This is a genomic window from Faecalimicrobium sp. JNUCC 81 (genome assembly GCF_053667625.1).
The window spans coordinates 3,271,936-3,297,663 of sequence record NZ_CM132203.1 but is presented as its reverse complement, the minus strand read 5'-3'; the positions used below and the strand labels follow the sequence as shown (position 1 = coordinate 3,297,663).

Below are 25,728 nucleotides of genomic sequence, written 5' to 3'. Positions count from 1 at the left end.
AAATGTAGTTTTTTATATATTATAATTATTTAAATATTAATTTTTAATTTATATTTTTTAGGTGATACACCTATAACTGATTTAAAAGATTTACTAAAGTAAAATGGATCAGAATATCCACAAAGCTCAGAAACTTCTTTTACAGTAAATTCAGTATTATTAAAGTATTCACATGCTTTTTCTAACCTATATCTTGTGAGATAAACAATAGGAGGTATACCTACTTCTTTTTTAAATAAACGGCTAAAGTATGTAGGGGATACTGAGAATAAATTAGCAATATCATTAATATTAATATCTTCAGAAAAATGTTTTTTTATATATTCTTTAGATGACTCAATCATATCGTTCATATAGTTACTTTTTAAAGTGTTTTTATTATAGTCATCTATAAATTCGTTGAAGATAGTTTTTATATTAGACTCAAGCTCATCGTAGTTATTAGATGATGAGATACACTCATCGATTTTAATATCGATATCAGAAATATTATACTCAGATAGAATATAAGCATTGCAAATATTTATTAATGATTTTAGGCACTTGTCAATCTCTAATTGAGTTGCATTATTTTGTTCTAAAGTTTTTACAAGATCAAGGCATATATTGATAAAATTATCTTTTTGATTATTTTGAATCATAAATTTAATGCTTTTTTCCATACTATCTGTAAGAAAAACTCTATGATTATGAATGTATATTTCGCTTTTGGAACAATCTAAAATATTTGATTGTGAAAATACTATTTTCTTTTTTAATACAGTCCTAACTATCTGGCTGGTGATACCGATATTATCGATATGTTTAATAGGCCTACTTAAACCAACAGTCAAAAATATATTTTCTTTATTACATATAGAGATCATTTCATCACATAACAATCTAATTTTATCAGCAGATTCATGATTACTTGCCCATATCCCAACTATTTCATTACAATGTTTACCTTTAGTTAAAAACATTTTATCATCAGCGTCAAGATAATTTTTAGACAGACTCATTAAGTCTATAGTAGTTAAAATTTTAGTAAATGGTGTATCAAAATCAATTGTAAAACTTGAGTATGGACCAGCTATAAATAGTATTACATAATAATACTTATAATCAAAGTTAGTGTTTATTGTAGGTTTATCAGTAACTGTTGAGTTTATTAATTTATCTATAATATGTTGTTCATAATCTTTTTGCTTCATTGAAATTTTTGACTTTAAATTATTTAATATTTTTTTTATATCATCTATTAATATTGGTTTTAAAAGGTACTCATCAACACCAACTTTAATAGCAGCTCTAGCATATTCAAAATCTTTATAACCACTAATTATTACAAAACGGGTGTCAATATTTTCATTTTTAGCTTTTTCTATCATTTCAATTCCGTTTATGATAGGCATATTTATGTCTGTAAATACTATATCAGGCTTTAAATTAATAATTTTTTCATATGCATCAGCTCCGTTAATTGCTGTAGCTACAATATTAATATCGTTATCTATTTTAGAAATTTTGTTACATAAATCCTTTAATATGAGTTGTTGATCCTCAGCTATAATTACATTAATCAATATTAATCATCCTTTCAATTGTAATTTTACATCCATTGTCATAGGATACTTTAAATGAAAAGTCTCCTTCGTAAAAAATTGCTAATCTTGAATAAATATTTTTAATACCGAGACCACCAATTGATAAGTTTTTATAAGAGTCTAAATATTTATTGCCCTCATATTTTTTTATAAAATCATCTAAATCCCTCAAAGCTTCCTTAGTAAAACCAATGCCATTGTCAATAATAGTAATCTTATAGAATCCATTAATTAATTTGCAATTTATTGAAATATGCCATGGTGGAGTACAAGTACTAAATGCATGTTTAAAGCAATTTTCAACAATAGGTTGAATTGTTAATTTAGGTATAATAAAATCGTATGTTTCGATATCAATGTTAATGTCATAGTCAAAAGCATCAACATGAGAGATCTTCATTAATTCTAAATAATTTCTAGTATGATTAATTTCGTCAATTAGTTTTGTTTCCTGATGCTTTGATGTTATATATCTCATCATAAGAGATAATTCTTGGCACATCTTTTGAGTTACTTCACTGCCATAAATATCGCTAGCGGCACTAATTGAATTTAGTGTGTTGTATAAAAAATGTGGATTAATTTGAGCTTGAAGTGCAATGAAACTAGCTTCCATTTCCTTAATTTGAGATTCGTAAGCTAAGGACATTGAATCTTTAAGCTTTTCCAACATATTATTAAAAGAATCATTTATAATTTTAAATTCATCAATTCCGTTATCTTTTATAGAGAGTTTCATTTTACTACCAGAATTAATAGAGTGAATATAATCAATTAATTCATTTAGTGGTTCTAGAAGCTTTTTAAACATAAAAAAGCAAATTCCTAATATGGTACATAGTATTATCAACGTGATTATGAATGTTAAAACTAAAGAATCAAAGTTTTGTTTATTAATATAACTACTATTAGATACTAGCATAATATTTAAATTAGTATAATCAGATTTTTTCATTAGGTAATTATAAGTCTTATTATAATCTTCATATATATCTTTATTTAAATTTTCTTTTATATTGCTTAATTCCTTATCATCTATGATTTTGAAATAGTTTTTTAGTGGATAAACTACATTAAAATCATTATCAAAAATAATTATTTCTTTATTATCTTTAAAAGATTCTTGAGTACATATATTATCAACCACACTATAAGGTATTTGTGCTTCAATAATTGTATCTTTTAGCAATAGATTATCAGAGAAGTTTCCATAAACAGATATCACAGGTTTAAGGTTTGGTGACCAAGGGCTCATATGTGATCCGAGCATAATTCTCGAAGAATGATCACTCAAATTATTTAAATAGTTATTATTAGAAAGAGACTTTTTTATGTAATTAAGATCATTTAAATAGTATCCTGAGTAATAAAAATAATTTTTTTTAGAATTATATAAAAATACATTTGATATATTAGGAAAAAACAAAACAGTTCCTAAATTAGATTCAATTATCTTTTTTTGTTCTATAAACTCGAGTGAATTTTGTGATATGTCAGGGTTATTGATAGTATACAATGAATTTTTTAATTGAGAATTATAAATTAATGATGATATAGCAGTGTCCATTTCATTATATAGTAAGTCTATTTGTGCTGAAATATTTTCAAGTATAATCCTAGAGTTATTAGTTTCATTAATCTTTAAATTTTTTGATGTATGGTATCTGTATAATAAGAAGCTTAAAAAAACTATTGTAGTTATAATCAATGTAATATTTATAGCTAATTTATATTTAAATCCAGATTTTTTCATATTAAATACCCTCTGCATATTTGTTGTAGGAAAATGTTTACTGAAATATTCTAACATAATAATTTGAATAATTAAATGAATGCAAGAAAATACATTAAATATTTATAGAAAAGTACATTTTTATTAAGTACTTATATTTATATAATTAAAGTAAGGAAATTATATAAGAATTAAATTGAGGGGGGATTTGAGATGAACAAATTATTAAAACGAAGTATTTCTTTACTTACAACAGGATTAGTATCACTTTCAATGGTAGCTTGTGGGTCTACAAATGATAAAGAAGGTGATAGTTCAAGTTCAGCTAATGGGAAAACGATTACTTTAGGAATGAAAGCAACTCAGTTAGAAGTTTCAAATATGAATTATCATAAAGAAAAGTGGGAAGCTAAAACTGGTAATAAGCTTGAAATTCAAGCAGTTGATGATAATCAGTTTGAACAATTAATGCTTACAAAAATGACTTCAGGTGGAATGTGGGATATGTTTATAGGAGATACAGGAACACAATCTACAAAATATAATCATGAAAAAAACTTAGTTGATCTTTCATCAGAAAAATGGGTTAGCAACTTAAGTGATATAGGTAAAGATTTTGTTACTCATACAGATGGCAAGGTATATTGTATGCCATTGGGAGGAATAAATTCATTTGGAATAGCTTACAACAAAGAAGTATTTGAAAAAAATAATATAGAAATTCCTAAAACTTATAAAGAATTTGAACAAGTATGTGAAAAATTAAAGAATGCAGGTATTACGCCAATGTATGTTTCAATGGGGGATGCTTGGACTGTAAATCAAATAATAAATGGAGAATGGCCAAATATATTAGCTAAAAATCCTGGGTTATTAGAAAATTTAAATAATAATGAAATAAGATGGGATGAAGTTCCTGAATTTGTTAACGTATTTGAAAGAATTAAGGGATGGGTTGATAAAGGATATATAAATAGTGACTTAAGTACAGCAAGTTATGAAATGGCACAAAAATCAGTAGGTTTAGGTCAATCAGCAATGATGTATATGGGAGATTGGGCAGACCCTGAGTATATAAAAACTGAGCCATCAGCAGAAGGTAAAATAGGAATGTTTGCAGCACCAAGTGAAGATGGAAAAAGCTATTTAGCAGCAGCAGGACCTGGAGGATTATATGTTTCAAAAGAATCTAAAAACTTAGATGTAGTAAAAGATTTCTTAAATTATATGACTTCAGAAGATACTATTAAGTATGATATAGATAAGAGGGCTTGTACATCTGTATGGAATGATATAACTAATGAAAATGTTAGTACTACATTAAAAGATTCTCAAGTTTATTTTGATGAAGGCATGAGCCAAAAACATTATAACCAAACTTATGTAATAGTACCACCAGCAGAATCAGAAAGTGCATTACTTTCAGTTTTATTAGGACAAAAATCTCCTAAGGAAGCAGCTAAAATTTGGAGTGATGAAATAATTAAAAATGGAAAGCAACTTGGACTTGAAGGATTTACAAAATAAAATAATATAACAAAAGAATTTCGCTAGCGGTTTCGCTAGCGAAAATTCTTAAAAGGAGAGTGAGTAATGTGAACAAACTAGAAAAGAAATATTACCCAATGTATTTGATAATACCTGCACTAGTTGTGTTTACAATTTTTTATGTGGGCTCCCTAGTAGGAGGTATTATATTCTCATTTACTAATTGGAATATATATAATTTTAATAATCCTCAATTTATAGGATTTGAGAATTTTAGAGACTTATTTACTTCAATAAGCTTTTTACCAGCACTTAAGAATGTAACTATATTTGCAATAATAACGACTATAGTTAAAGTTGGATTAGGACTATTAATAGCATTATTATTAAATAATAAATTTAAAGGAAGAAATTTATTTAGAGCAGTATCATTTTTACCTTGTACAATAGGAACTTTAGTTATAGGTTATGTATTTAGTTTTATACTGCAACCAGATACTGGAGTATTAAATCAATTTCTTATCTCAATAGGACTAGAATCCATTGCTCTTAATTGGTTAGGGGATCCCAAAATTGCGCTATATTCAGTAGCGGCTGTTGAATCGTGGATATGGATAGGATTTAATGTAGCTATACTTCTAGCAGGATTACAATCTATACCGGAAGAAATTTACGAAGCAGCTCGCATAGATGGAGCAAATGCTTTTCAAAGATTTAAAAAGATAACATTACCATTTTTAAGACCTACAATTAATACGACGATAACATTATGTATTATAGGTGGATTTAATGTATTTGATATAGTAATGTCTATGACTAATGGCGGACCAAATGGAGCAACGCAGGTTATAAGTAAGTTATCTTATGATGCTATGAGATCTGGAACAATGGGATATGCATCAGCTATAAATGTAATACAATTAGTATTAATTGTAATAGTAATAACACCACTTTTAAAATTATTGAAACGAGGTGAGGAAATATAATGGAAATAAGTAGAGCAAACAAAACATCTATTTCAAAAATTGCAATATACACAGCTTGTGTCGTTATGTCATTCCTTGTTTTATTACCATTATATCTGGTATTACTTAATTCTTTTAAGACAGTTCCAGAATCAGCTGTAGTAGGATTAAGTATGCCAGAGAAATTTATGTTTGAAAATTATCCTTATGTTATAAAAGAAGGTAAGTTATTGAGAGCATTCTTTAATAGCGTACTTATAACGGGAAGTACAGTTTTTATAACTGTTATATTTGGATCACTTGCAGCATTTATAATAGCTAGAAGGAGTGATAAGATAACAAAGTTTATAAGCAATTATTTTATACTAGGTCTTATAGCTCCGATAGCATTAATTCCAGAAGTGGCTATAATTAAAGCTTTAGGGTTAAGTGGAAGCTATTTGTCTGTAATTTTGATACATGTTTCAATCAAACTTCCACTAAGTATTATGCTTTATACAGGTTTTATGAAGGGAATTCCACAATCATTAGATGAAGCTGCTATGTTAGATGGATGTTCACCAATTAGAATGTTTTTTAAAATTATATTTCCTTTACTAAAGCCAGCAACATTTACTAATATAATAATAATTTTCATGGGTGTATGGAATGACTTCCAAATCTCATTATATTTTATAACAGATGGTGCAAAAAATACACTGCCTATGGGAATTTATAACTTCGTAGGATATATGACTTATAAATGGAACTATGTTTGTGCATTTATTATATTAACTATACTACCAATATTAATAATTTATTTATTTGCTCAGAAATATATAATAGATGGAATGATTGCTGGATCAGTTAAATAAAAATTAGTTCTTTCATGTAAAAAGACGTTATATCCAGGATTAAATAACTAAAATATATTACTTATACTGATATAAGTTTAGGAGGAATAAATATAGTGAGACTTAAAAATGCTTTAAAAAAAGTAGTGTCTTCAATCATAACATTAGGAATGGTAACATCTATTATCGGTGATGCAAATGCTTTATCTAAAAGTACAAAAAGTCCACAAATTACTGTTGACTATAATACTAATATAGGAACTGGAAATAAATATATATTTGGAGGATCAGGAGTACCTTCATCTGATGAAGCTACAGCTTGGTCTTCTATGAATAGCAAAATGGGAGTTAAGTTGGTTAAGATACAAATTGATTTATCAAAACTTTATCCAAATGAGGATGGAAAGGTAGATACTAATGTTAAGGAAGAGTATTTGCATGTTGCATCAGGTCAGTTTACAAGGGCTAGAGGAGCTGATATGGGTATTATGTTGGAGTTTGTAAATATACCATCTTGGTTAGACATTAATAATGATAAAAAATATGATGATGAAGTTAAGTATACTTCAATGATTAAAGAATTCTTAAATGATTCAGTTGAATACAAAGATATAATCAAGTTTGTTGAAATAACACCAGATGAATCATTAAACTCATCAGATTTTGTTGAAGTTTATTATACAACAGCAAAGGCTATTAGAAGTTTAGGAGCTAATTATATTATTGGTGGCCCAGGATATACTCTAACAGGTGTAAATGATATTAACTTAGGTAAAATACATGATTTATTAACTGGATATAATAATGAATCAGATAAAAGCCTTTTACAGTTTATATCTTTGAGAGCATACAATGTAGATGTTAATAATTATAAATATGACTATTTTGGGGAGTTTAAAGAAGGTAGGAAAAAGATTCGTAGATGGTCAAATAATACAAATATTCCTTTATTTATGACAGGATGGACTACAGTATCAAAAGATGCTAATATCCCAGATGCTAATATTACTGGAAATAGTGGAATAAAGCAACAAGCTAATGCCTTATTTAAAGCAATGAGAGATGGTTGGGATTTGGTACTTTTCAATAGTACAACATCATCTAAGAATTCTCTAGCAAGTTATTCATATACAATGAATGGAGATAATATTTCATTAAATCCATTTACAAAGGCATGGAATCTACTTTCAAATAAACTTGGTCTAGGAAGTGGAGAATTTAAGGTAGTTTCAACTGACATGGGAAGTAGTTGGATAGTTGATGACTCTATTGCAATGGTAAATAGTAAAAATGAATCTATAATCTTAGCAAATAACTTTGGAAATGAAAAAACGGACGTTAATATAGAATTAAGAAATGTACCATATGAAGATGGTAATGTTGAATTAGAATGTTATGCTGCAAAAGATGGTATATCAACAAATACAGCATATGCAAAAATTTCGGCAAATGTTGTTAATGGAATTATAAATGCTACGATACCTTCGATTCCATCAGATGGAGCAACGGGCATAATAGTTAAAGGTGGAGTTAATAAGAATTTACCAGCACAAACTATTTATGAATTTGAAAGTCAAGACAATCATTTTGGTGGGGATACAGAAATTACATGGCAAAGTGGAGCTTCTTTTAATAGAGTTGTAAAGAACTTTGGAGGATCAAATAATTTTGTTACTTTAAATAAAATAGAAGCTGGTGGTTCAGGAAAATATACAGCTAAGCTATATACAGACTCTAAAAACTCAAAAATAAAGGTATCTGTAAATGGAGAAGAGCCAATAACAGTTGATGGAAGTGATGCTACTATATCAAACTCTGTAGATTTTGATATAGACTTAAATGCAGGTAACGAAAATAATATAAAATTATATACAGAATCAGGAGAGTTAAGACCTGATAAATTAGTATTAGTAGCAAAAGATATAAAGTTATCAATTGGATTTCAAAACTTAAATACACTTTCATCGATAGTAGAGGGGAATGATAAAAAGTATGTACTTCCATTAGCACGTAAAGATTTTAACGTTGATGGTAGGATATTCCCAGATAATGTGGCTAATTCTTACGACCTTGAATATAAATCAAGCGATGAAAATATTGTAAAGGTGAATAATCAAGGATTATTAACTCCTTTATCAGTAGGAGAAGCTGAAATTACAGCTAATATAGTAGGTAATACAGAAGTTAATAATAAATTTAAAATAGTAATTGAAAACGCAGTTTCAGGAATTTCTGTAACTCCAAAAACAATTACACTAAAGCAAAATCAAATAACTAAAATATCTGCGAAAGTGTTACCTGAAAATGCAGAAAATAAAAATATAACTTGGAGTATATCTAATTCAGATCTTGTTGAAATAGAAAGCAGTAATAATAATGAAGCTACTGTTAAAGTTATTGGAGAAATTGGAAGTGCTATATTAACTGCAAAAACAGAAGATGGTGGATATGAAGCAACTTGTTCTATAACAGTTACTAAGCCAGAATCAGCAGGAGAAATAAATATAGACTATTCTAATACAATTTCAAATGGTTCACCAGGAATATTTGGTGTAACCCATTATCCGAACTTAAATAAGAAAGATAGCGATATTGGAGACCATTCAAAAGTTTGGGAAATGTTAAGAGATGACATGGGAGTAAAGTTTATGAGAGCAGATGCTCGCCTTCAAGAAATACTTCCAGTTTGGACTAAGACTCCAAATACAAATTGGTCATCAAATTCTGATATAAAACCAGGACAACCAAATTATGTAGAAGCAGATTATTATTATGTGACAGGTCCAGATGGAGTTAAAAGACAGTTTTCTGTACAAGGATATAGAGAAGATATGGATCATTTCTCAGAAACTGGACAATATCTAAATGGTATGTCAAATCCAGATAATTGGAATACAGAAAGACTTATGAATTGGGTAAAAAAAGCTGATGAAATGGATTTTGAAGTAATGGTTATGACATTTCAAATACCAGAATGGTTAGCATCTGGTTATCCATTACCAGGTGCACCTCATACTGAAAAAGCATGTAATAGCGCACCAAAGGATTGGGAGATATTTAGAGATATAATTCAGAAAGTATACAAAATGGTTAAGCCATATGCAGACTACTATGAATTTTTAAATGAGCCACATTGGTATGTTCCAAAAGGTGGAGAACAAAGAAGGCCAGACAAAACACTATACCCAAATACAAATAAAGTTAACTTAATAGCAGCAGATACTATGTATCAAGCAATTGATGCTATATATGAATTAGAAGGTAAAAAGCCAGTTATGAAGCTAGGCGGAGGTGCCGATGATAGTTGGGGTGGTGACTATGGAGTTTTAGGAACTATATTCTCGAGTGAATATAGCAAAGAATGGCAAGATAGAGTTGAATTTGTATCAATTCACAAATACGGAGAAAGACCAGCAAATCAGAGTACTTCAAATGATGGAGCGAATAGTAGAAATTTTAAATATTGGTTAAGACAAAAAACAGGTAAAGATATACCAATATTCTTAAATGAATATAATGCAAGTACAGGTCAGCCGCATGAATATCATACTGGATCGAAGAGTATGTCATATCATGGTAGAATAATGATAGATATGATGCTTGATGGATATGAGGGTGGAGGTTACTATACATGTTATCCAAGTGATGTACCTATGGATGATTACGAAGCAAGTTCAGGTTGGATAGAAAGAGGAAAGGGTGTATATGCTTGGAACAATGGTAATCCAACATTAGCAACATTTACAAAAACTTGGAATTTACTATCCAAAAAACTAGAACTTGGTAATGGAGAGTTTAAAGTAAAATCAGCAGATATATCAAAAAGTGAGATAAGTGATGGTATAGGAGCAATTAATGCTAACGGAAAACCAGTTGCATTTTTAACTAATTATTCATCTAATGAATATGGAGATATTATTGTGAATATGAATAAATTACCATATTTACAAGGAGAAAAAGTAACTGCAAAAGTATATTCTATGACAACTGATTCAACAATAGATATAGATCCAGTTGTAGTAGAAGAAATTGTAAAAGAAGATAGTTCAATAACTGTTAGAGTAGATTCTATAGGAGCAAATGGAGTATTAGGAATTATATTAGAAGGTAATACAATAGATATAGCTGATAAAACAATAGAATTTGAATCATATTTAAATAAGTTTAATGGATTAGCGAAAATTGAAAATAATAATTCAGCTTCAAATGGAAGGGTTGTAACAAAAATCTCAGGAGGAGATACTAATTCAGTAGATACATTAATTGATGCAAAAGTTAGCTCAGAATATACAATTTCATTACAATATAATACTTCTCAAGAAGTAGAGCTAAGTTACATAGTTAATGATGGAGAAGTAAAAAAAATAAATCTTCCTACAACTTCAGGAATTGGAAAAGTTGAAATTAAATTACCACTTTTAGCTAGTAACAACACAATAAGATTTTATAACGAATCAGATATAAATATTATATTAGATAAAATGGAAATTCAATAATGTAAATTAACAATAATAAAGTTAAATCCTTGACCGTAGATATCAAAATAAACTATGGTTAAGGATTTAATTTTAAATAAATTAAAAATCCATTGAAGTTTAATTAACTATATAAGGGAGAATAAAGTATGAATAATATTATAAATAAGTTTTTGCACGGTGCAGATTATAATCCAGAACAATGGCTAGATTATCCTGAAATATTTAAGCAAGATATAGATTTAATGAAAAAAGCTAAGTGTAATGTTATGTCAATTGGGATTTTTTCATGGGCCAAACTTGAACCAAAAGAAGGATTTTTTGATTTTGAATGGTTAGATAATGTTATAAATACACTTTATGAAAATGGAATAAATACTATATTAGCAACACCTAGTGGGGCAAGGCCAGCATGGTTATCGCAAAAGTATCCAGAAGTTTTAAGAGTGGAAGCTAATAGAGTTAGAAACTTACACGGATTTAGGCATAATCATTGTTATACATCTCCAATTTATAGGGAAAAAATAAAAATATTAAATGAGAAATTAGCAAAACGATATGCAAATAATCCAGCAGTTATAATGTGGCATATATCTAATGAGTTTGGTGGTGAATGTCATTGCGAGCTTTGCCAAGAAGAGTTTAGAAATTTTCTTAAGAAAAAATATAAAACATTAGATAATTTAAATAAAGAATGGTGGACTACTTTTTGGAGCCATACATATACATCATGGTCACAAATTGAAAGTCCATCTCCTATTGGAGAAAATCAAATACATGCACTTAATTTGGACTGGAAGCGATTTGTAACCAATAGAACTATAGATTTTATGAATCATGAAATTAGTGTAGTCAAAGAGTATAACCCTAATATTCCAGCTACAACTAATTTTATGTTATACTTTGAAGGTTTAAATTATTTTAAATTTAAAGATCATATTGATATTATTTCAATCGATTGCTATCCAGAATGGCATAGTGAAAATAATATTGAGGTTGGATATAAAACAGCTGCATATTATGACATTATGAGAAGTATAAAAGATAAACCTTTTATGCTTATGGAAAGTACACCAAGTATGACAAATTGGCAAAGAGTTAGCAAACTTAAAAAGCCTGGCATGCATAAACTTTCATCTCTTCAAGCTATTGCACATGGATCTGATACTGTTCAATATTTTCAATGGAGAAAAAGTAGAGGTTCTAGTGAAAAGCTTCATGGTGCAGTAGTAGATCATTATGGAAAAGAAGATACTAGAGTGTTTAAAGATGTTGCGAATTTAGGTGAGATATTAGAAAAGTTAGAATTAGTTTGTAATAGTAAAACAAAATCTAAAATAGCCATTGTTTATGATTGGGAAAATTTATGGGCTTTAAATGATGCTCAAGGCCCAAGAAATATTGGATTAAATTATAATGATATAGTTATGGAGTACTATAAGATATTTTGGGAATTAGGTATAAATGTAGATTTTGTAGATATGGAATGTAATATAGATAAGTACGATTTAGTAGTTGCACCTATTTTATATATGACTAGGAATAGATATCAAGATAAAATAAGAACATTTATAAGTCAAGGGGGGAATTTTGTATTAACTTATTTTTCAGCTATAGTTAATGATACAGATTTATGCTACTTAGGTGGATTTCCTGGAGATTTGATGGATGTATTTGGAATAAGAAGTGAAGAGGTAGATGCACTTTATGATAATGAAGTAAATACCATAAAAAGATATAAAGACAATAAATTATATAAATGTACGCATATATGTGACCTAATTCATGCAAATGAAGCAAAGGTATTAGCGGAATATAGTAGTGATTTTTATAAAGGAAGGCCGGCGCTTACTGAAAATGAATATGGGAAAGGTAAGGCATATTATATTGCTTCTAGGAATGAAGATGAATTTAATAGAGATTTTTTAACAAACTTAGTAGATAAAATAGGGATTGAACAAAATTTAGATACTGCAATTCCAGAGGGGGTTACTATTTCTAAAAGAGAAGATGATAATAATGAGTATTTATTTATACAGAATTACTCGGATAAGGATAAAGAAGTATTATTAAACAAATCTAAATACTTAAATATAATTACAGGAAGATATATTGAAAAAAGTATTATAGTTCCAAGCTATGGAATAGAGATTATAACAAGGAAAAAGTAATAAAAACATAAGATATATAGAAAGCTATTGAAATTTAATCAATAGCTTTTTATATTATGATGATATTAAATTGAAATGTATGATTAATAATAAAATATTATTGAAAAACGATAAAAAAATATTGACTTATATAAAAAAAGATATTATAATTAATTCAAATATAAACATTGTTTATGAAATAAATAAAACTTAAAATATAAATTTTATTAATGGAGGAAATGAAATGAAAAAATATATTTTAGCTTTAATGCCTTTTATAATAGGGATAGGATGCTTTATAGCTTTTAGTATAATAGGAAGTGAGGTTGCTCCTGATGGGACTCTTGTTGAACCATTCTTCTTAGTTCCAATTGGATACTTATTCCTTTTTACCGGAATAGTTGGACTAATAGTTACTGGGATAAAATCTTACTTTAGTTATAAGGCATCTGATAGATAATTAAAATAAAGTTTTTTTATTATAAAATTAGATATAAAAATACAAAGCTTACCATATATTTTAAAAAGGATTTACAGGAACTAATGGTAGAAAATATGGTAAATCAACTGGTATGGGGTTATATATATGTAAAAAACTTGTAACTAAGTTAGGTTTAGGCATAATATTAAGTTCTAGAGAAAATATAGGAAGAAAAGTTAATATAGTTTTTCCACTTGGAAAAATAACTATATTAGAGTCATAATTATTTATGGCTCTTTTTTATTTTAAGATATAAATTATATAAGTATATAATATTTAAATGAAATGATAACGTATTCCAGCTACTATAAATTTAAAATCTATGCAGTTTTATGGAAAAATATGGTAAAAATGTTAAAATAGTGTTAAATTTTGTTATAATTTAAAATAGAAACTTTATAAGTCTGGAGATTTAATATAAATAATATACTTACGTATATTTATTAAAAGGGAATAATTGTTTGTTAGGAGGGTATATTTTTATGGTCCTTAATATAGCTATTTGTGATGATGAGCCTATACATAGGCAGATTATATCAGATTATTTAGATAGAGCATTTCCTAATAGATGCTATAAGTTAATGGAATTTGATAGTGGGGAAGAATTATTAGAAGATTATCCTGAAAAACTTGATATATTATTACTAGATATTCAAATGGTGGGGATGAATGGGGTTGAAACTGCAAAGAAAGTAAGAAGATTTGATACAAATGTAGTTATAATATTTACTACTGCTATTATAGATTTCATGCAACAAGGGTATGAAGTAAGAGCATTTAGGTATTTGTTAAAACCTATAGAGTATAGTGATTTTTCAAAACATTTATTAGAATGTGAAAAAGACATCATAAATAATAATAAAAATTATTTGACTATTAAGGATGATACAGAAGGAAATATTATTATCATACCGATAGAGTCTATATTATATATGGAGACAGAATCTAGATGTGTATTAATACATACAGATACTCAATCATACCGGACAAAAGTAAAGATTAATAAATTTGAAAATGATCTAAAAGATAAAAAGTTTTATAGGTGCCATAGATCGTATTTAATAAATCTAAATAAGGTAAGATGTATAAGTAAGGATTCGGTTTTAATTAAAAATAATGAAATATTAGTTAGTAGATATAAAATAAAAGACTTAAGAATAAAAATAACTAATATATTAGGGGATTTATTATGATAGACATACATGATTATTTTACATGTATCATAAGTTTTATGAATATATTTACATATTTAATTTTATTTAAATATATATTGGACTATTTCAGTCAGAAAAAGTTTGATAATAAGATTATTTATGGGGTAATGATTGCAATTTCTATAGTTATATTTATATTTGAGTTTGAGAGTCCTATAGTATTTGTATTAATCTGTTTTATTTTTTATAAAATTAATTATAATGAGAGTATTTTAAAGTGTATTTTAGTTAGCTGTATGTATTGGTTTTGTGTATATATACCTATTGAATATATTAGTTTGGATTTAGCTTTTATTATAAATTTTAATGATTTAACTAAAGACTACTATATAAACCCTAATAAAGTTGAGTTAGAAAGTATGATAATTCAATTTGTATTTATGTTATCGTCATTATATACTTTCATATATGCACAAAACTTTTATAAATTTAAAAAAATATCAGATATATTTATATGTATCCCAGTCATAATAAATATTTTGACTTTAATAGTAGCTTTTAGACTAATTGCAATAGATAGAATATTTTTTAAAGTTGATATTTTAATTTTAGTATGTATGCCTGTTCTAATATTAATTTCTAATATATATTTCCTTAATATGATGAAAAAAATTATAAAAGGTTACAAAGTAGAACATGAAAATAAAACTCTTAAAGAAAATATATTTAAAGAGTATAATTATTATTTAAATATAAATAAAGAAAAGGATAAAGTTAAAAGTTTATATCATGATACTAAAAACCATATGATATGTATAAGGCATTTATGTAAAACTAATGATACAGAAAAGATAATAGAATATATAGATAGTATGAAAACTAATATAATAAAATATAATAAATATAAAGAGGAGTTTAATACAGGAAATATGATATTAGATTCAATATTGATAAATAAAAAATCAATATGTGTTGAAAAACAAATTGATTTTGATATTAATATAGATTTTTCAAAAAATGATTTTATGGATATGATGGATGTATGTACCATATTTTCTAATTTAATAGACAATGCCATAGAGGCTTGTGATAAGATAAATAAATCTAATATAAACAAAAAAATAAAGCTAGAAAGTAAATATATAGACCAATTTTGTATTATTTTAATTGAAAATACTAAAATAAATGAGATTAAAATAAGAAAAAATTTATTTATAACTAGTAAAAAGAATTCATATATCCATGGAATAGGCTTAAATAATATAAAAAGTTCAGTTGAAAAGTATTTAGGAGAAATGGTTATTAATCATTCTGAAAATAAATTTATTGTTAAGATTATGATACCTTGCAAAGGATGAAAATAAAATAAAGGTTAAAAATATTAATAAAAAACTGACAATTAATTCTTGTCAGTTTTTTTATCAATAAATAATAATATAGGTTAACTTAAATATTATTACATAGAACTTTATTACTCAATGAAAAGAATGCTTGCATTGATGGAGACAGCCATTTATTTTTTTTATAAATTAACTGAGTATACATAGGAATACTACAATTTGGTACAGAAAGTATATGAATATCATTTTTATATACAGACTCTACAAGAGTTACCTTAGGTAAGAATGATATGCCAAGATTTTCTTTTACATATTTTATTATAATATCTGTATTTTCAATTTCTAAAGAGGAAGTAACCGAAAGATTTATTTTATTAAGCATTTGTTCAAAGGATTCACGATAGTTACATTCCTTTTCTGTTAAAATAAAGTTTTCATTAATTAATTTTTGTAAAGGGATTTCATCATATTTTGCAAGAGGATGCTTATTAGAGCAAAAGAAAGAAATGGCTTCTTCTTTTTCAAAAACTGTAACCCAATTAGGATTATTAATTTTATTATCTAAAGCTACAATAAAGTCAACTTGGCTTTTATTTAACATCTCCATAATTTCGGATGTAGTACCTATCTTTATTACAAGTTCAACTTTAGGATAGATTATTAGAAATTCTTTAAAAATATCTTTAAATATAGATGTACAAAGTGATTCTACAATACCAATTTTGAGAACACCAGAAGGTTCTTTATTACCAGACATAGCCTCTAGAGCTTCTGAAGTACATTTTGTAATAGCATAAGCATAGTCTAGAAACTCAATACCTTTATTAGTGAGAGATATCCTTTTTCCAATTCTTTCAAAAAGTAAAAATCCAAGTTCATTTTCTAGTTGTTTAATTTGCATAGTAACAGTTGATTGAGCGTATTTTAATTGATCAGCAGCCTTTGAAAAATTCTGAAATTCAGCCACTTTAATAAAGGTTTCAAGATGTCTAAGTTCCATAAGATCTCCTTATCATAATTTATAATAAAACATATCATATAATTCAATTTTACTGATATGAAATTTTAGACTACAATAACTTTAGGATACCGTAGTTTGAAATTTATTTCAAGGAGGAGAAAATAAGTATGAAAGATTTAGAGAAAATATGTAAAATAGCTGTTGTACAAGCATCACCAGTTTTATTTAACAAAGAAAAAACAATAGAAAAAGCAGTAATGCTTATTAAAAAGGCATCTGAAAACGGTTCCAATATAATTGTTTTTCCAGAGGCTTTTATACCTGCATATCCTAGAGGATTTTCTTATGGGTATATTGTAGGAAGTAGAACTATGGAAGGTAGAGAAGATTGGAAAAGATATTATGATAATTCAGTTATTGTTCCAAGTTGTGATACTGATATTATTGGAGAGGCAGCTCGTGAAGCAAATGCATATGTATCTATGGGGATAACAGAAAGAGATCCGATAAATTGTACTTTATATTGTACTCAACTTTTCTTTGGGCCAGATGGGAGTTTATTAGGAAAACATAGAAAGTTAAAACCAACAGGAACAGAAAGATGTATATGGGGAGAAGGAGATGGAAGTGGACTTACTACTGTTGATACTGAATTTGGTACAGTAGGAGCATTAATTTGTTGGGAAAATTATATGCCATTAGCAAGAGTTGCTATGTATCAAAAAGGAGTATCAATATATTTAGCTCCAACGGCTGACTCAAGAGAAGAGTGGCAAGCTACTATGAAGCATATTGCTTTAGAAGGTAGATGTTTTGTAATTGGTTGTAACCAGTACGTTACTAAAAGTATGTACCCAACTGATTTTAAATGCCAAGATGATATCGAAAAATGCCCAGAAGACATGTGTCCTGGTGGTAGCTGTATTATTGATCCATTTGGTAAATATATCGCAGGGCCTGTATGGAATAAGGAAGAAATTTTATATGCTGAGTTATATATGGACCAAGTTGTATTAAGTAGAATGGATTTTGACCCAACTGGTCATTATTCTAGACCAGATGTATTTAAGCTAAGTATTAATGAAGATTAGAGAAAATCGTTTTTATAATAATTTAATATCGTTATAAAAATAAAATGAATAATATATAAACAATTTGAAAAATTAACATAAACAGACTATTATTTATAAATCATGCAAAACCTATATTAAGATACGATGATATAAAGGTATCTTAATATAGGACTTTTTTATTTTTGCCTAAATTTTTATTATAATTAATACACTAAATTCAAGGTCAGAATAAGTAATATTAAGTGTACCATTATATCTTCTTACTATGTCACCTATATTTTCAAGCCCAAAACCGTGCATTTTATTATCTGATTTAGTTGAGATATACTTTTCATTATTAAGCTTAATATCACCGTTGTAATTATTAGTAATAGAGTAGCTAAAATATCCTTTATCACAGCGTGCTTTTAAAGAAATTTTTCTGCTTGATATATCACCTATTTTTTGTGAAGCTTCAATAGAGTTATCAAGTGTATTTGCAAAAATAGAACACAAATCAATATCTTCTATTGGAAGAATATTATTTATATCAATATTAAAAAAACAATCAATCTTATTTTCAATTGCTAAATTATACTTTGAATTTATTACTGCATTTACTATACTATTTTTACAAAACACCCTATTACTTAACCTAAACTTATTTGAAAGCCCATTAAAATAATCCTTAGCACCATCTAAATTATCATATTCTAAAAACGAATATATTACAGATAAATGATTATTCATATCATGATGAAGTTTTCGTATTCCAAGTTGGTTTTCTTCAAGTTCTTTATAGTAGCTATATTCAAGTTTAAAATTTTGAATTTCAAGTTTATTTTTAACGCTTTTAACAATGTACTCAATAAGAAAAATCATACTAAGGCTTGTTGCTATACATGCAATTGCAATTGGGTATGCTTGAAGTACATTTGAATTAGGAGTATTTATAATTGTTACTATAATCGAAATGAAAGGGGCTATGCATATAATATCAATCATAATCCATGTTTTTATATCAATGTATCTGCTTATATTATTAAGCTTATCTTTTGAAAAATTATAAATTAAACACCATGTAAGAGCAATAATGCCCATTTCAAGAGTAGTAGTAAAGTAATCTATAAACAATGTTTCGTCTAAAAAAAAGTATATTTTTCCATGAATATCTTTTACAAGCAAGTTTAAGGATACTACAATAGGATAAAAAATCATTACAACAGAAATATTTTTAATATAGCTACCTTTATAAAAAATAACCATCATTAAAATAAAACCAATCATAGTATAACCTACATTTACAATATCAGAAGCATAAATAATTACATTTGGAATAAAATAAGCTCCAATTAAAGAAACTAATTTAGCAATTTTACTATCTTTAACATCACAAAAGCTATTAATTACTTTATAAAAGTAAAAACTTGTAATAAAATAAGATACTAACCAATTGAGATTTTCAATTATAAGGTTCATAATTACACCTACCTTAACATTATTTTTGCAAACTCAACCATAAATGAATTATACCTACCACGACTTATAGGTAAGTTTTCACCGTTTATAGTTAAACTATTAGATTCAACAGAAGAAACAAAGTTAATGTTTACAAGATAACGTTGATGTATTCTTACAAAGAAAGAAGGTAGACTATTTTCAAGAGCATCTAACTTATCATAAAAATCTATATTCTCAGTTAAAGTAAATGCGTTTACTTTACGTTTATCACTTGTAAAATAAATAGTATTATTTAAATTTATTTTTTTAGTTCCTGATTTTAATTCAACAATATAAAATTTATCTTTAATATAATCTAATTCTTCAAGAGCAGATTCTAAAACTTGTCCTATTTTTTCAGACTTATAAGGCTTTAATATATAATTAAAAGCTTTAACATCATATCCTTGGAAAACAAAATCAGGATATGCAGTAACGAATATAATGACAGACTTTTTATTGTGTATTCTTATATTTTTGGCTGTTTCAATACCATCTAAATTTTTCATTTCTATATCTGAAAATATAATATCGTAGTTTTCATTATTTATAGAATCAATAAGATCTTCCCCAGATTCAAACTCATAAATTTTATAATCTAACCCCTTTAAGTCCATATGTATAGATAATATATTTTTTAATAAATTAAGCTGAGACTTTTCGTCATCACATATTGCAATTTTTAGCATTAACTCTACCCCCTTATATTTTAAATTATATCATTTGAAATAGTAGCTTTCTATTATAGATGAATTCATTTACCGAAAATTACAATATAAGTACCAAAGATTACATTTAGGCTAATATTTAATTTATATAGATTACCTTACAATTAATATATAAAGAAACTCAGTAAGAATTATTTTAAGTGATGACTTATTTGAGATACATAATAAAAATTATAAATATTAGGAGGTAAATTTATGCTTAAAGTAAAGAATTTATATAAAAGCTATAAAACAGGAAATGTAACTTATGATGTATTAAAAAATATATCTTTTGAGGTGAAAAAGGGAGAGTTTGTAGCGGTTATGGGACCATCAGGAAGTGGTAAGACAACTCTTTTAAATAGTATTTCTTGCTTTATACCATTTGAAGAAGGCGAAATATTACTGGGAGGAGAAAACATATCTGGACTAAATGAAGAAAAACTTGCAGATATTAGAAACCAAAAACTTGGATTTGTTTTTCAAGATTTTATGTTATTAGATGGATTAAGTGTAATAGAAAATATATGCTTACCACAAATTATAGCAAATAAAGATGTTGTTAAAATGGAAGTACTTGCAAATAAGCTTTGCAATACTTTTGGAATTTCACATATTAAAGATAAGTATCCAGCAGAAATTTCAGGTGGAGAAAAGCAACGTAGCGCTGTTGCAAGAGCACTTATTAATAATCCATATGTTATTTTAGCTGATGAGCCAACAGGAAACTTAGATAGTAAATCGGCTAGAGCAGTTATAGATTCATTTGTTCAAGCTAAATGTAAGCTTGAAGCAACTGTATTTATGGTAACTCATGATAGTTTTGCAGCATCATTTTGTGATAGGGTTATAGTTCTTAAAGATGGGAAAGTATACACTGAGCTTACAAGAAGCGGAAATCGTATAGAGTTTATGGATAAACTTCTTGATACATTAAAAAAACTAGGAGGTGATGATAGTGACAATGAATAAGATTATATCAAAGCTTAGAAAAAACAGTATAAAAAATTACTATATACTTGTATTTTGTATAACTTTATCAGTGTTACTTGTTACTTCATATGCTTTAATGTTTTTTAGCCCTACGGTATTAAACATTTTACCAGCAGGTGGAGACAGTAGAAAACAAGGTTTTATGATATTTTCCATAGCTATTGTTGGATGTGCAGTATTTACAACTTATGCATCTTCTTTATTTTTTAAATATAAAAGCCGTGAGTTTGGAATTTTAATGGCATTAGGAGAAAGAAAATCAAAGCTTAAGAAATTACTTCTAAAAGAACTTATATTTATTATTCCTTTATGTTTGGCTTTAGGAGTAATTCTTAGTATTCCAACATCATATGGAATATGGAAACTTTTCCAAATATTTATTGTAGACACTAAAGAAATGGCATATCAGTTTGGAGCTACAGGTCTTGTATTTGGAATTGGATTTTGTATTTTTGTAACACTTTGTATTTTTATAAATGGAACAAAGTTTATAAAAAGAAGTAATATTATGGATGTTATATATGAACAACGTAAATCTGAAGTTGTTAAAGATATTAAACCTTGGTGTGGTATAGTTGGTTGGATTCTAGTTATTAGTGGTATATTTTTAGGATATTTAGTTCCAAGTATAGTAGTTAGGGTGTTTGGATATCTTATGCCGTCTATATGGAATGTAGTATACATATTATCACTTGTAGGTATTTATATGATAATGCTTCATGCAGTAACTTATAGTAAAAAAGGAAAGAATCCAAAAAAATATTATAAAAATATTATATCAACAAATATGATGAGATTTTCAGGAAGACAAACTGTTAAAAATATGTGTGTTATCACATTTTTAATTGCAGGAGGATTGTTTGCATCATTTTACGTACCAACAATGATTTCTAACTTAATTGTAGACATTAAAAATAACCCAATAGATTATTCTTTTTATTATAAAGGAAGTGAAAATCAAATAAGTAAAGATGAGATATACTCACTTGCTAATGATAATAATGTTTCAATAACTGATTATTATGAAACAGATGCAATATCACTTGTTACAAATGGTTACTATAGAGAGTCTGATGAAAATAATATGCTTACAAACGATTATGTTGAAAAAAGGCAGCACAATGAGTTTTTTAAAGAAAGTGAATTTAATAGAATTTCAGGACAAAATGTTGATATAAAACAAGGAGAATACAAAAGAATTATACTTGATGGAGATTCAGAAAGTATTTGGAATAAATGGGATGACCTAGACCTAATAACTCACCCAGTTACAGGAAAATCAGAAAAAGTAAAATTTGCAGGAACTACATCATTTAGACCTTTTGTATCTGAATATTATAAAGAAAAATATATAATATCAGATGAAGATTATGAAAGACTTTCGAAAGATTTGCCAGACCAAAAATATGATAAATATGTATTATTTAATGTAAAAAATCCGGAGGAAACATATTTATTTGCAAAAGAATTAAAAAATGAAATTCTAAAAAGAAGTTCAGATGATGTTGCTTTTGATACAATTTATGATGAATACAAAGAGAAAGTAGCAAAAGAAAAAGGTGATGAATACTACTATGGAACTAAGATAGATCTTTCGCCTGATAATACTCAACTTTTTAATGATTGGGCGTATTATCCTAGCTTTAAACCTTTAGAGAGTCAGGATATACTGAAAAATATGGCAGTATTTCTTATGTTATTTACTTATATATCTATAATTTGTTTTGCGGCTGTGGCAATAATAACTTATACTAGAGCAGTAACTATTGGTCTTGATAATAAGCAATTATTTTCAGATATTAAAAAGCTTGGGGCAAGTAATAAATATATTGAAAATAATATAAAGAAACAGCTTGCTAAGGTGTTTATATATCCTACAGTAATAGGAAGTGCTTTTATATACATGATGTTCTTTATGATATTTTATGGAAATGGTGGAGATGGATCTATAACATATGGAGAGATGTTAGGTCTTTTAGTTGGACTATTTATTATATTAGTAACAATATTATTTATGTTTATAACTTATAAGTTTTCACTTTCAAAAGTTAAACGTATAGCAGATATTTAATATTATATATTTTAATACCTCAGATAATATTCTGGGGTATTTTTATTTGCTAATAAAATGTAAATGGTTTAGTAACCAATTTTATAATAGAAAGTATTATATACTATGAAGCTATATGAGTGGAATTACTTCATTAAAAAAGTAAAGGAGAATTTTTATGAAAAACTATAGGAATCTAATGTACAATAGAGCATTAAATTATAGTAAATTTAATACGAATATGACCGAATTCGTAAATGATAATAATATCAAAAGTCCAACGGATTACTTAATAATTACATCTACCCAAAATAAGCTTACTTATATATATATAAAACAAAATAACGCATGGGAATTATTATATAAATGGAGTTGTACAGTTGGGAAGCCTTCAACACCTAGTCCAAAGGGTGTTTTTTCTGTAGGAGTTAAATATCCAGCTATAGGGGATGAAAATACTTCAGTAAAATATGCTACTAATATAAAAGATGATTACTATTACCATTCAATACTATATGATGGAAAGGGTATATATATAAAAGATGGTAGGTTAGGGGTGGCAATAAGTCATGGATGTATAAGATTAGCTACAGAGAATGCTAAGTGGATATATGATAATGTACCTGAAGATAGTACAATAGTTATTAATTAAATTACAATTTAGATAAATTATTTTTAAGAAGGTATACAGAAGAATAATAGAACTTATGAAAAATTAACGGAGATCGGTATATACATATATAAGAACATTACAACTAAGATAGATTTAAGAATAAACTCAAGTTCTATAAGTTATATTTGTTCCAAGGTAATAATGGAGCTGCAATTAAGAATGTAGTATAAGACTAGATACTTTTTTGTTCAACAAAACATTTTATTTAAAAATTGAAAGGCTAATGAAAACTGAATCAATATGAGCAAATTACAAATTAGGTTAAAATTATTTTATAAAACAAGGTGACTCTAGTGATGTTCTTAGATTTATCAATAAAGAATGTAAAAAGAAGCTTTTGAGATTATGCTATATACTTTTTAACATTGATATTTGTAGTAGCGATATTTTATGCATTCAATTCTGTAGAATCTCAGAAATTTGATGATTATAAATGGAATACTTGGTATAAATATATTTTTCTATGAATCTATTGTATGAGGGGTTATAGGGAGTTTATTATTTTTATTCAGATTTGAAAAAGACACCTGTAAATATAGGTGTCTTTTTACTTAAGGTTTAGAATTCACCTTCTTTTAATGTATTAGTTAAATCATCAATCATTAAGTTAGCAGCTTTTATACCACCAGCTGTATTCCATATAGTATCATTTACTTTGATTGCTTTGTTATTTTTAACTACATCTAAAGATTTAAATAATGGATCATTTATCCATTCTGTTTCTCTAGCAAGTCCTTTACCATCACCTAATTCATAAGTGAAGTAGAACATTACATCTCCCTCAGCTTCTTTTAATCTTTCTTTACCGATTTCGTTAACAAACTCTGTTCCTTGTTGAGCTTTTGGTCTCTTAAATCCTATCTCTTTAAGGATAGTTCCTGCGAAAGTATCTCCAAGATATATTCTAGTTTTTCCGTCCATAAATCTAACTAGTGATACTTCACTATCTAATTTATCTTTGTAATTATTTTGTATGTAAGTTACTTTATCTTCATATTCTTTTATAGCTTTTTCACCTTCAGCTTCTTTATTTAAAACTTTAGCATAGAATTTGAAATTATCTTTCCATGCACCTCTTATAGTATCTGAGTAAACAGTTGGAGCTATTGATTTTAATTGATCATATATTTTTTCATGTCTCATTTTATTACCGATTATTAAATCTGGTTTTAAAGCAGCAACAGCCTCTATATTTATAGATTTTTCTTTTCCAAGAGGTTTAACACCTTCTAATTCTTTTTTAGTATGGTCATACCATTCACCAGTAACACCAGTTACAGCTCCTACTGGTTTAACTCCAAGAGAAAGAAGAGCTTCAGTACCTTCGTTAGTTAATATAACAACTCTCTTAGGATCTGTAGGAACTTCTGCTGTTCCCATAGCATCTTGTATAGATAAAGTCTTTCCTTTTGATGTATCTTCAGCTTTATCTGAAGATGGGCTTGAGCATCCAGCAAGTAAGCCCATAGTTATTACGCTTAATGAAATTATAGATAGCAATTTTTTTTGCATATGTAATAATCCTCCTATTACTTTATGTTTTTTGTCGAATACTGTAGATATATCGATGCAGTTATGATATCATAAT

At 27.0% G+C, this 25,728-nt stretch carries 19 protein-coding genes; 13 read left to right on the top strand and 6 right to left on the bottom strand.

The features are described 5' to 3' along the window. Positions 1-29 precede the first annotated feature (29 nt). The gene (locus JNUCC81_RS16225) at positions 30-1,565 is read right to left on the bottom strand and encodes a response regulator transcription factor (RefSeq protein ID WP_454094416.1); all 1,536 of its coding nucleotides are present in this window, start codon (positions 1,563-1,565) and stop codon (positions 30-32) included. Continuing rightward, positions 1,558-3,339 (bottom strand): sensor histidine kinase, encoded by a 1,782-nt coding sequence (locus tag JNUCC81_RS16220; RefSeq protein ID WP_454094415.1) that lies wholly within the window; start codon positions 3,337-3,339, stop codon positions 1,558-1,560. Before JNUCC81_RS16220 ends, JNUCC81_RS16225 begins: the two co-directional genes overlap by 8 nt. Before the next feature lie 192 nt (positions 3,340-3,531). On the opposite strand from JNUCC81_RS16220, the gene JNUCC81_RS16215 reads away from it, so the two are divergent. The 9 genes from JNUCC81_RS16215 (at position 3,532) to JNUCC81_RS16175 (ending at position 16,222) form a co-directional block, all read left to right on the top strand. After that, entirely contained in the window at positions 3,532-4,845 is a 1,314-nt protein-coding gene (locus JNUCC81_RS16215) for an ABC transporter substrate-binding protein (protein ID WP_454094414.1), read from the top strand. Between the two features lie 143 nt (positions 4,846-4,988). Then, positions 4,989-5,792 (top strand): carbohydrate ABC transporter permease, encoded by an 804-nt coding sequence (locus tag JNUCC81_RS16210; RefSeq protein WP_454094413.1) that lies wholly within the window; start codon positions 4,989-4,991, stop codon positions 5,790-5,792. Then, positions 5,792-6,625, top strand: a complete 834-nt coding sequence (locus tag JNUCC81_RS16205; protein WP_454094412.1) for a carbohydrate ABC transporter permease — start codon at positions 5,792-5,794, stop codon at positions 6,623-6,625. Before JNUCC81_RS16210 ends, JNUCC81_RS16205 begins: the two co-directional genes overlap by 1 nt. 95 nt (positions 6,626-6,720) lie before the next feature. Further along, positions 6,721-11,100, top strand: a complete 4,380-nt coding sequence (locus tag JNUCC81_RS16200; RefSeq protein ID WP_454094411.1) for an Ig-like domain-containing protein — start codon at positions 6,721-6,723, stop codon at positions 11,098-11,100. Positions 11,101-11,228: 128 nt separating this feature from the next. After that, a complete protein-coding gene (locus JNUCC81_RS16195) occupies positions 11,229-13,250 on the top strand; it encodes a beta-galactosidase (RefSeq protein ID WP_454094410.1) in 2,022 nt (673 codons plus the stop codon). Positions 13,251-13,473: 223 nt separating this feature from the next. Next, positions 13,474-13,689, top strand: coding sequence for a DUF3955 domain-containing protein (locus JNUCC81_RS16190; RefSeq protein WP_454094409.1), 216 nt, complete (start codon positions 13,474-13,476; stop codon positions 13,687-13,689). A 112-nt stretch (positions 13,690-13,801) separates the two neighbouring features. Next, positions 13,802-13,933: a hypothetical protein gene (locus JNUCC81_RS16185; RefSeq protein ID WP_454094408.1), complete on the top strand. Its 132-nt coding sequence runs from the start codon at positions 13,802-13,804 to the stop codon at positions 13,931-13,933. A gap of 259 nt (positions 13,934-14,192) precedes the next feature. Continuing rightward, entirely contained in the window at positions 14,193-14,903 is a 711-nt protein-coding gene (locus JNUCC81_RS16180) for a LytR/AlgR family response regulator transcription factor (protein WP_454094407.1), read from the top strand. Between the two features lie 257 nt (positions 14,904-15,160). After that, positions 15,161-16,222 (top strand): GHKL domain-containing protein, encoded by a 1,062-nt coding sequence (locus JNUCC81_RS16175; protein WP_454094406.1) that lies wholly within the window; start codon positions 15,161-15,163, stop codon positions 16,220-16,222. Between the two features lie 88 nt (positions 16,223-16,310). Here JNUCC81_RS16175 and JNUCC81_RS16170 read toward each other — a convergent pair whose 3' ends face one another. Then, positions 16,311-17,204 carry a LysR family transcriptional regulator gene (locus JNUCC81_RS16170; protein ID WP_454094405.1) on the bottom strand — a complete coding sequence of 298 codons (894 nt, stop codon included), beginning with the start codon at positions 17,202-17,204 and terminating at the stop codon, positions 16,311-16,313. A gap of 128 nt (positions 17,205-17,332) precedes the next feature. Here JNUCC81_RS16170 and JNUCC81_RS16165 point away from each other — a divergent pair, with 128 nt between their 5' ends. After that, positions 17,333-18,256, top strand: coding sequence for a carbon-nitrogen hydrolase family protein (locus JNUCC81_RS16165; protein WP_454094404.1), 924 nt, complete (start codon positions 17,333-17,335; stop codon positions 18,254-18,256). A 168-nt stretch (positions 18,257-18,424) separates the two neighbouring features. Here the strand turns inward: JNUCC81_RS16165 and JNUCC81_RS16160 are convergent, their stop codons facing one another. Both JNUCC81_RS16160 and JNUCC81_RS16155 read right to left on the bottom strand, forming a co-directional pair. Continuing rightward, a complete protein-coding gene (locus tag JNUCC81_RS16160; protein ID WP_454094403.1) occupies positions 18,425-19,696 on the bottom strand; it encodes a sensor histidine kinase in 1,272 nt (423 codons plus the stop codon). Positions 19,697-19,704: 8 nt separating this feature from the next. Next, positions 19,705-20,406, bottom strand: a complete 702-nt coding sequence (locus JNUCC81_RS16155; RefSeq protein ID WP_454094402.1) for a LytR/AlgR family response regulator transcription factor — start codon at positions 20,404-20,406, stop codon at positions 19,705-19,707. A 234-nt stretch (positions 20,407-20,640) separates the two neighbouring features. Between JNUCC81_RS16155 and JNUCC81_RS16150 the strand changes: the two genes are divergently transcribed. From JNUCC81_RS16150 to JNUCC81_RS16140, 3 genes are all read left to right on the top strand, one after another. Next, complete coding sequence (locus JNUCC81_RS16150; RefSeq protein WP_454094401.1) at positions 20,641-21,396, top strand: ABC transporter ATP-binding protein; 756 nt, start codon at positions 20,641-20,643, stop codon at positions 21,394-21,396. Further along, the gene (locus tag JNUCC81_RS16145; RefSeq protein WP_454094400.1) at positions 21,389-23,488 is read left to right on the top strand and encodes an FtsX-like permease family protein; all 2,100 of its coding nucleotides are present in this window, start codon (positions 21,389-21,391) and stop codon (positions 23,486-23,488) included. The genes JNUCC81_RS16150 and JNUCC81_RS16145 overlap by 8 nt, the downstream gene beginning before the upstream one ends. A 157-nt stretch (positions 23,489-23,645) precedes the next feature. Next, positions 23,646-24,119, top strand: coding sequence for a L,D-transpeptidase (locus JNUCC81_RS16140; protein WP_454094399.1), 474 nt, complete (start codon positions 23,646-23,648; stop codon positions 24,117-24,119). Between the two features lie 579 nt (positions 24,120-24,698). Here the strand turns inward: JNUCC81_RS16140 and JNUCC81_RS16135 are convergent. Further along, positions 24,699-25,652 carry an ABC transporter substrate-binding protein gene (locus JNUCC81_RS16135; protein WP_454094398.1) on the bottom strand — a complete coding sequence of 318 codons (954 nt, stop codon included), beginning with the start codon at positions 25,650-25,652 and terminating at the stop codon, positions 24,699-24,701. Positions 25,653-25,728 lie beyond the last annotated feature (76 nt).